We start from the raw sequence: 7,632 nt of genomic DNA, 5'->3' as shown, positions 1-7,632 counted from the left end.
GCCGGTGGCATGGGCATCCTCAGCCCGTCCGGCGTTTGAGGACGAGCGCCCTTAAGGCGCGAACGGGGTCTGGGGCGGAGCCCCAGGGGCCCGGGACCAACCAACCCCGGGCCACGGGCGGGCGGGTGGGCAAGGCGCCCGGGGTCTGGGGCGAGCCCCAGGGGGTGTTACCTGCCCGGGGCTGATTCCGGCGGGGCCGCCTTGCGGGCGCGGGGGCGTAGACGCTCCGCCAAGCCGCGCACGCGCCCCGTCACCGCCGCCCCGGCCCGCTCCCAGCGCAGGGAGAGGGACCAGATCACCCGGACAGCTGAGCGGGGGGCGAGAATCGCTCGCCAGGCCTGGCGGCGGCCCGCCGCCGCGTGCAGGCCGGCCGTCACGCGGGCCACGTCGTCCACCAGGCCGGGCGTCGGCCGGGGGTCGGGGGCGTACAAGACCTGCTCGACCGCGCCGGCCGCGCGGTGGACGGACTCGGCCGCCGGGCCGTCCAGATGGCCCAGGCGGACCACCCGTGCCGCCGCCTTGCGGGGCGTCTGCGACTCGTCGGGCGGGATGCCGTGGTCCCAGGCGGTGTCGGTGATCTCCTGCCAGGCGGCGAGCGTACGGGCCACCGCGTCGGCCGGGGTGCGCCCGCCGGAGCCGAGCCGCCGGGCCCGTACCCGCCTGCGCCACAGCAGCGGAAGCAGCGGCAGCGCGAGCAGCGCCGCCACCCCCAGGACCGTACCGATCAGGGCCGGGGCCGAGGGGCCGCTGTCCGTCGGGGCCGCGACGCCCGCCGCGGCCGAGGGGCCGCAGTCGCCCAGGCGCCGGGCGCTGGGCGGGCAGGAGTCGGCGGCGGACGGCGCGGCCGAGGGCTCGGCCGAGGCGCGCTTCGACGGCTCGGCGGGGCTGCTCGGGCTGCCCGCCGGAGCCTGCTGCCGGGTGTAGTCGGGGGCCGAACCCCGCGTCGGCGTCGGCTCGAAGCGGGTCCAGCCCACGCCCTCGAAGTACAGCTCGGGCCAGGCGTGCGCGTCGCGCAGGCCCACCGACATCGTGCCGTCCGCCCGGGGGGTGCCGGGGGTGAAGCCGACCGCGACCCGGGCGGGGATGCCGAGGGTGCGGGCCATCGCGGCCATCGAGAAGGAGAAGTGGACGCAGAACCCCTCTTTGTCCCTGAGGAAGTTGGCGATCGCCTCGGTGCCGCTGCCCGACTGGACGTGGGTGTTGTAGCTGAAGCCGCCGGTGCTGGAGAACCAGTCCTGGAGCTTGACGGCCTTCTCGTAGCTGTTCGCGGCGCCACTGGTGACCTGCCGCGCGGTCGCGCTCACCACCGAGGGCAGCGAGTCGGGGACGCGGGTGTACTCCTTCAGGAGCGCCGCGGGCGGGACCGGGGAGTTGGCCAACTGGGCCGCCGTCGGCCGCACCAGGAGGCTGGAGACCGAGTACTGCGCGCCCCGGGTCGTCTGCTTGCGGTCGCCGACCAGGGTCCGCCCGACCGGCTCGAACCGCCAGTCGCCCTTGATGTTCACCTGGGTCGCGGGGAACGGCATCGGCAGCCAGCTCTGCGCGTACCAGCCGGCCGCCGAGATGCTGGTCTGCACATCGGTGGTGGCGACCGCGGGGCTGAGCCCGTCGGGCCTGGGCAGGGGATCGGGCACGTCCTTGATGTGCCGCTCCGAGGACTTCCAGGACGCCCCGTCGAACTCGTCGAGCGCGACGATCCGCAGATACATCTCCTTGGTGTCCTGGGCGTTGGTGTTGTACCGCATCACCTCGCGGTCCTCGGGCTGGTTCAGGCTGTTCTGCAGTGACACCAGGGGGTTGACCGCGGAGATGGTCCCGCCCGTGCCGTCACCGCCCGCGCCGCCACCGGCGCCGCCGAGCAGCCCGCTGTCCAGGGCGGGGAGCATCGCCGGGATCACCAGGGCGATGCCGAGCGCGAGCGCCCCGATCCGCCGTCCGGTGCGTACCGGGGCGAGCGGTGCCGAGTTCTCGAACACGCTCTGCTGGGCGCGCCCGGGCGCCCGCGCCGAGCCGCCGAAGACCCGTCCCCACTGCGAGAGCCGGTCGCGGCCCTCGGCGAGCAGGAGCAGCAGATAGCCGGCCGCGGCGAGCACGAACCACAGCCAGCTCGCGCCGCCCGAGGACAGCCCCGCGGCCACCGAGTACAGCGCGAGCAGCGGCAGGCCCGCCGGGGCCGCGCTGCGGAACGTCACCGCGAGCGCGTCCACCGCGAGGCCGACGACCAGCACCCCGCCGACCATCATCAGCCGGATGCCCGGGGTGGCGGGCGCCGGGATCGCGTACTGCCCGACGTCCGTCGCGCCCTGCTGGAGCAGCGAGTTGAGCTGTACGAAGGCATCGGGTCCCGGCAGCACCCCGCCGAGCGCCTGGTGGCGCGCGAAGACCAGGGTCAGCAGCAGCAGGGCCACCACGGTCTGGACGAGCACGGTCAGCGGCCGGGCCAGCGGCACCCGCCGGGCCAGCGCGCCGACCCCGGTCAGGACCGCGAGCAGGAAGGCGGCCTGGAGCAGCCAGCTCGCCGGGTCGACCAGCGGCAGCATCGAGCACGCCGCCATCACCGTGGCCAGATAGGCGCACAGCGCCAGCCGTCCGCGCCCGCTCATGACCATCCCCCTGCCGTGCCGGCCGCGCCACCGGACGCCGCCCCCGCGTTGGTACGTTCCCGGCCCGCCTGGCGCCACAGGTCGGGCAGCGCCGTGCCGGGCCGCACCGCGAGCGCCGTCCAGCCCGCCTCGCGCAGCAGCCGCAGCCGCTCCTCGACCGGGCCGGTCCCGGGGGCGCCGTGCGTCCACAGGCCGCTGTCGAGCACGAAGGCCACCGCGGCCCCGCTGCGCCGCCGCATCTTCGCCGCGACCGCCGCCTGCTCCTCGTCGAGGTCCCCGAAGAACCCGACGAGCAGCCCCTCGTTGCCGCCGCGCAGCACGTCGTAGGCGCGCGAGAGGCCGCCGCCGTCGGAGTGGTCGACGACCGCGAGGGTGTCCATCATCAGGCCCGCCGAGTCGGACGAGTCCTGGGTCGAGCCGGCGAACCCGCCCGCGCCCTCGCCGGGCACCGAGCTGCCGGTGTCGGTCAACAGGCGTACGGAGAAGCCCCGTTCCAGCATGTGCACCAGGGCGGAGGCGGCGCCCGAGACCGCCCATTCGAAGGCCGAGTCGGGGCCCGCGCCCGCGTACGCGATGTCCCGGGTGTCGAGCAGCACGGTGCATCTGGCCCGCTGCGGCTGCTCCTCGCGGCGCACCATCAGCTCGCCGTAGCGGGCGGTGGAGCGCCAGTGCACCCGGCGCAGGTCGTCGCCGTGCCGGTAGCCGCGCGGAATGACGTCGTCCTCTCCGGCGAGGGCGAGCGAGCGGTGCCGCCCGTCGCCGTATCCGGCGGCCTCGCCGGAGAGCCGCACCGGCGGCAGCGGCTCGGTCCTCGGGATCACGGTCAGGGTGTCGTACGCGCTGAAGGCGCGGGTCAGCTCGCACATCCCGAACGGGTCGGTGAGGCGCAGCTGCAGCGGGCCGAGCGGATAGCGCCCGCGCAGGTCGGAGCGGACCCGGTAGGACACCTCGCGCTTGCCGCCCGCCTCCACCCGGTCCAGGACGAAGCGGGGGCGCGGGCCGAGCACGTAGGGCACCCGGTCCTGGAGCATGAGCAGGCCGGTGGGCAGCCGCGAGACGTTGTCGATCCGCAGCTGGACGCGGGCCTCGGACCCGGCCGGTACCCGGCCCGGTTCGAGGCGGCGGCTGCCGGCGACGCGGTAGCGGGTGCGGTAGAGCACCACCGTGCAGACCAGGGGCAGCACGGCGAGCAGCAGCCCGACCCGCAGGAGGTCCTCCTGGCCGAGGACGAAGGCGCAGATCGCGGCGGCGATGCCGGCCGCGAGGAAGGACCGGCCCCGGGTGGTCAGACCCGCGAGGGCGGCCCAGAGGCCGCCCCGCCCCTGCTCGTCGGCGGACTCGGCGGGGAGCCCCCCGGCCGCCGCCATCACAGCCGCCGGGCGCCGGGCGGCTGCTGGCCGTACAGCGGGTTCCCGGCCTGCGGAACGGGCGTGCGCTGGAGGATCTCCAGGACGACCTGCTCGGCGGTGCGCCGGTTGAGCTGGGCCTGGGCGGTGGGCAGCAGCCGGTGGGCGAGGACCGCGACGGCCAGGGCCTGCACGTCGTCGGGCAGCGCGTACTCCCGGCCGCTCAGGGCCGCGGACGCCTTCGCCGCGCGCAGCAGATGGAGCGTGGCGCGCGGCGAGGCGCCGAGTCTGAGGTCCGGGTGGTTGCGCGTGGCGCCGACCAGCTGCACCGCGTAGCGCCGTACCGCCTCGGCGACGTGCACCCCGCGGACCGCGTCGATCAGCTTGACGATGTCATGGGCGTGCGCCACCGGCTGGAGGTCGTCGAGCGGGGAGACGGAGCCGTGCACATCGAGCATCTGGAGCTCGGCCTCGGGCGTGGGGTAGCCCATCGACACCCGGGCCATGAAGCGGTCGCGCTGGGCCTCGGGCAGCGGGTAGGTGCCCTCCATCTCCACCGGGTTCTGGGTGGCCACGACCATGAAGGGGCTGGGCAGTTCGTAGGTCTGCCCGTCGATGGTGACCTGCCGCTCCTCCATGGACTCCAGGAGCGCGGACTGCGTCTTGGGCGAGGCGCGGTTGATCTCGTCGCCGATCACGATCTGGGCGAAGATCGCGCCGGGCTTGAACTCGAAGTCCCGCCGCTGCTGGTCGTAGATCGACACCCCGGTGATGTCCGAGGGCAGCAGGTCCGGCGTGAACTGGATGCGCCGCACCGAACAGTCGATGGACCTGGCCAAGGTCTTGGCCAGCATGGTCTTGCCCACGCCCGGCACGTCCTCGATCAGGAGGTGCCCTTCGGCGAGCAGTACGGTCAGCGAAAGCCGTACGACCTCGGGCTTGCCCTCGATCACACTCTCCACCGACCCGCGGACTCGCTCCGCTGTGGCGGTCAGATCGCTGAGGCTCGCTCGATCGTCATAGGTCGTCACCCGGCCCTCCTCGGCCCTTTCATACGGGCCGATGCACTGCCAGCGGCCCGGCCCACCCCGGAATACGGACAGCGCGGCCGAACGGTTCGACCCGGTGTCACATCCGCATTCTTGTTGCCGTTGCCAGGTCGTGTCACTCGCCTGTGGACAACTGAGGGGGATTCATTGTGAGTTGTCCCCCTATTTCCGTTCCTGCGTTGGTCAGTCGGCCGGATCGATCTCCCGCAGCAGACCCGTCGTGACGTCGAAGACGAAGCCGCGGACGTCGTCGGTGTGCGGCAGGAACGGCGAGGTCCGCACCCGCTGCATCGACTGCCGTACGTCCTGGTCGGCGTCCCGGAACGCCTCGACGGCCCAGGCCGGCCGCTGGCCCACCTCGTCCTCCAGGGTGTGCCGGAAGTCCTCGGTGAGCGTCTCCATGCCGCAGCCGGTGTGGTGCACCAGCATGACGCTGGTGGTGCCGAGCGCGCGCTGGCTGATGGTGAGCGAGCGGATCACGTCGTCGGTGACCACGCCGCCCGCGTTGCGGATGGTGTGGCAGTCGCCGAGTTCGAGGCCGAGCGCCGCGTGCAGGTCGAGCCGGGCGTCCATGCAGGCCACCACGGCCACGTGCAGCACGGGCCGGGCATCCATGCCGGGGTCGCCGAAGGCGGCGGCGTACCGGCGGTTCGCCTCCACCAGGCGGTCCGTCACCGTGCCGCCGCCGGAGACGGTCAGGTGCGGACGGGCGGCGGGAGGCTCTGCGGGTATGTGCGCAGGAGTCGACATGTATACGACGGTAGCCGCCACTGATCGCCCGGTCGCGTCGTGCGGGTGGAAAAAGACCGTCAACTCGGGCGCCTGTGAGCTAACCCACAGGCCTCGCACGCCCTCACCCGAACGGGTGAAAAAAGTGCCCGGCGCCGCGCTGGAGGGTTGATTGACCCGAAGGACCAGTGGACTAAAGTGGCGCGAAGCGGGAGGCGTGACACACGTTCTCCCCCTTGACGGAACCCCCAGCTTCCGGGAAGCACGGCCTCCCGGACCTACGTTTACCCGCGTGCGCGGCGCACGTACGGCTCGGCCTCCTCCCGCCCTCCGGTCGGCTGACGCCCCTTCTCCGGCGCCAGCCGTTCGCCCCCCGTCCCCGGGGGAGCGGGGACCGGGCACGTATGCGCGGCGGTGCGCCGGATCCTTGAGAGGGCGGCTTTGAGCCAGCGACACGTCCCGGTGATGCTCCAGCGATGCTTGGACATGTTGGCCCCGGCCCTGACCGAGCCCGGAGCGGTCGTCGTCGACTGCACCCTCGGCCTCGGCGGCCACAGCGAGGCCCTGCTCACCCGGTTCCCCGAGGCGCGCCTGATCGCCCTCGACCGCGACAAGGAGGCGCTGCGCCTGTCCGGCGAGCGCCTCGCCCCCTTCGGGGAGCGCGCCACCTTGGTGCACGCCGTCTACGACGAGCTCCCCGAGGTGCTGGAACGTCTTGGCACCCCGCGCGTCCAGGGCGTCCTGTTCGACCTCGGCGTCTCCTCCATGCAGCTCGACGAGGCGGACCGCGGCTTCGCCTACGCGCAGGACGCGCCCCTGGACATGCGCATGGACCAGTCGACCGGGATGAGCGCCGCCGAGGTGCTCAACACCTACCCGGCCGGTGAACTCGTGCGGATCCTGCGGGCGTACGGCGAGGAGAAGCAGGCCAAGCGGATCGTCTCGGCGGTCGTCCGCGAGCGCGAGAAGGAGCCGTTCACCAACAGCGCGCGGCTCGTCGAACTGATCCGCGACTCGCTGCCGCAGGCCGCCAAGCGCACCGGCGGCAACCCCTCCAAGCGCACCTTCCAGGCCCTGCGCATCGAGGTCAACGGCGAACTCGCCAGTGTGGAGCGGGCGATCCCCGCCGCCGTCGAGGCCATCGCGGTCGGCGGCCGGGTCGCGGTGCTCTCCTACCAGTCGCTGGAAGACCGCATCGTCAAGCAGGTGTTCGCGGCCGGCGCGGCCAACACCGCGCCGCCCGGGCTCCCGGTGGTGCCCGAGCGCTACCAGCCGCGGCTCAAGCTCCTCACCCGCGGTGCCGAACTCCCCACGGAGGAGGAGGTCGCCGAGAACCGGCGCGCGGCCCCCGCCCGGCTCCGAGGGGTCCAGCGGATCAGGGAGGACGTGTGAGCAAACCGGCCAGGCAGCTGCGCGGCACGGCCGCGCGGCTCGGCAGGCTGATGCCTTCGCAGGGGGCCAACAGTGCCGCCCGCACCCCGTTCGTGCTCCTCGTCGTGGCCCTACTCGGCGGCGGGCTCATCGCGCTCCTCGTGCTCAACTCGGCGCTCAACGCGGGCTCGTTCAAACTCAGCGAGTACCGCAAACAGACCACCGAACTCACCGACGAACAGCAGGCGCTGCAGCGCGACGTGGACGACCTGTCCGCCCCCGACGCGCTGTCCCGCCGGGCCGGCGACCTCGGCATGGTCCCCGGCGGCAACCCCGTCTTCCTCGGCCCCGACGGCACCGTCAAGGGCGTCCCCGCCACGGCCGGCGACCCGTCGCCCGCCGAGGCCGCCGAGCCCACGCCGCTGCCCGCGGCACCGGGCCAGGCCCCCGCGCCGCACCCCAAGCAGCACCACAGCCCGGCCCCCAAGCAGCCCCGCCCGCCCGCGAAGACCTCCCCGAACCCCGGCAGGTGAC

The 7,632-nt window shown here is 73.8% G+C and carries 6 protein-coding genes; 2 read left to right on the top strand and 4 right to left on the bottom strand.

All coding sequences use genetic code 11. The annotated features are described in order from the left end of the window. Positions 1 to 167: 167 nt before the first annotated feature. From ACFYZA_RS27295 to ACFYZA_RS27280, 4 genes are all read right to left on the bottom strand, one after another. Positions 168 to 2,603 (bottom strand): DUF3488 and DUF4129 domain-containing transglutaminase family protein, encoded by a 2,436-nt coding sequence (locus ACFYZA_RS27295; protein WP_388493191.1) that lies wholly within the window; start codon positions 2,601 to 2,603, stop codon positions 168 to 170. Then, complete coding sequence (locus ACFYZA_RS27290; protein WP_382600391.1) at positions 2,600 to 3,970, bottom strand: DUF58 domain-containing protein; 1,371 nt, start codon at positions 3,968 to 3,970, stop codon at positions 2,600 to 2,602. The genes ACFYZA_RS27295 and ACFYZA_RS27290 overlap by 4 nt, the downstream gene beginning before the upstream one ends. Then, complete coding sequence (locus ACFYZA_RS27285; protein ID WP_388493189.1) at positions 3,970 to 4,980, bottom strand: AAA family ATPase; 1,011 nt, start codon at positions 4,978 to 4,980, stop codon at positions 3,970 to 3,972. The genes ACFYZA_RS27290 and ACFYZA_RS27285 overlap by 1 nt, the downstream gene beginning before the upstream one ends. A gap of 201 nt (positions 4,981 to 5,181) precedes the next feature. Beyond that, positions 5,182 to 5,748, bottom strand: coding sequence for a beta-class carbonic anhydrase (locus ACFYZA_RS27280; protein ID WP_382600395.1), 567 nt, complete (start codon positions 5,746 to 5,748; stop codon positions 5,182 to 5,184). A 465-nt stretch (positions 5,749 to 6,213) separates the two neighbouring features. Between ACFYZA_RS27280 and rsmH the strand changes: the two genes are divergently transcribed. Together rsmH and ACFYZA_RS27270 are read left to right on the top strand one after the other, a co-directional pair. Continuing rightward, on the top strand, positions 6,214 to 7,119 hold the full coding sequence (gene rsmH, locus ACFYZA_RS27275) for a 16S rRNA (cytosine(1402)-N(4))-methyltransferase RsmH (RefSeq protein ID WP_382600420.1): 906 nt from the start codon (positions 6,214 to 6,216) through the stop codon (positions 7,117 to 7,119). Further along, positions 7,116 to 7,631, top strand: a complete 516-nt coding sequence (locus ACFYZA_RS27270) for a hypothetical protein (protein WP_382600397.1) — start codon at positions 7,116 to 7,118, stop codon at positions 7,629 to 7,631. Before rsmH ends, ACFYZA_RS27270 begins: the two co-directional genes overlap by 4 nt. Position 7,632 lies beyond the last annotated feature (1 nt).

It is taken from the genome of Streptomyces sp. NPDC001828 (assembly GCF_042892175.1).
GTDB lineage: Bacteria > Actinomycetota > Actinomycetes > Streptomycetales > Streptomycetaceae > Streptomyces.
Note: the sequence above shows the minus strand (reverse complement) of the source record. Positions and strands in the feature narration are given on the sequence as shown.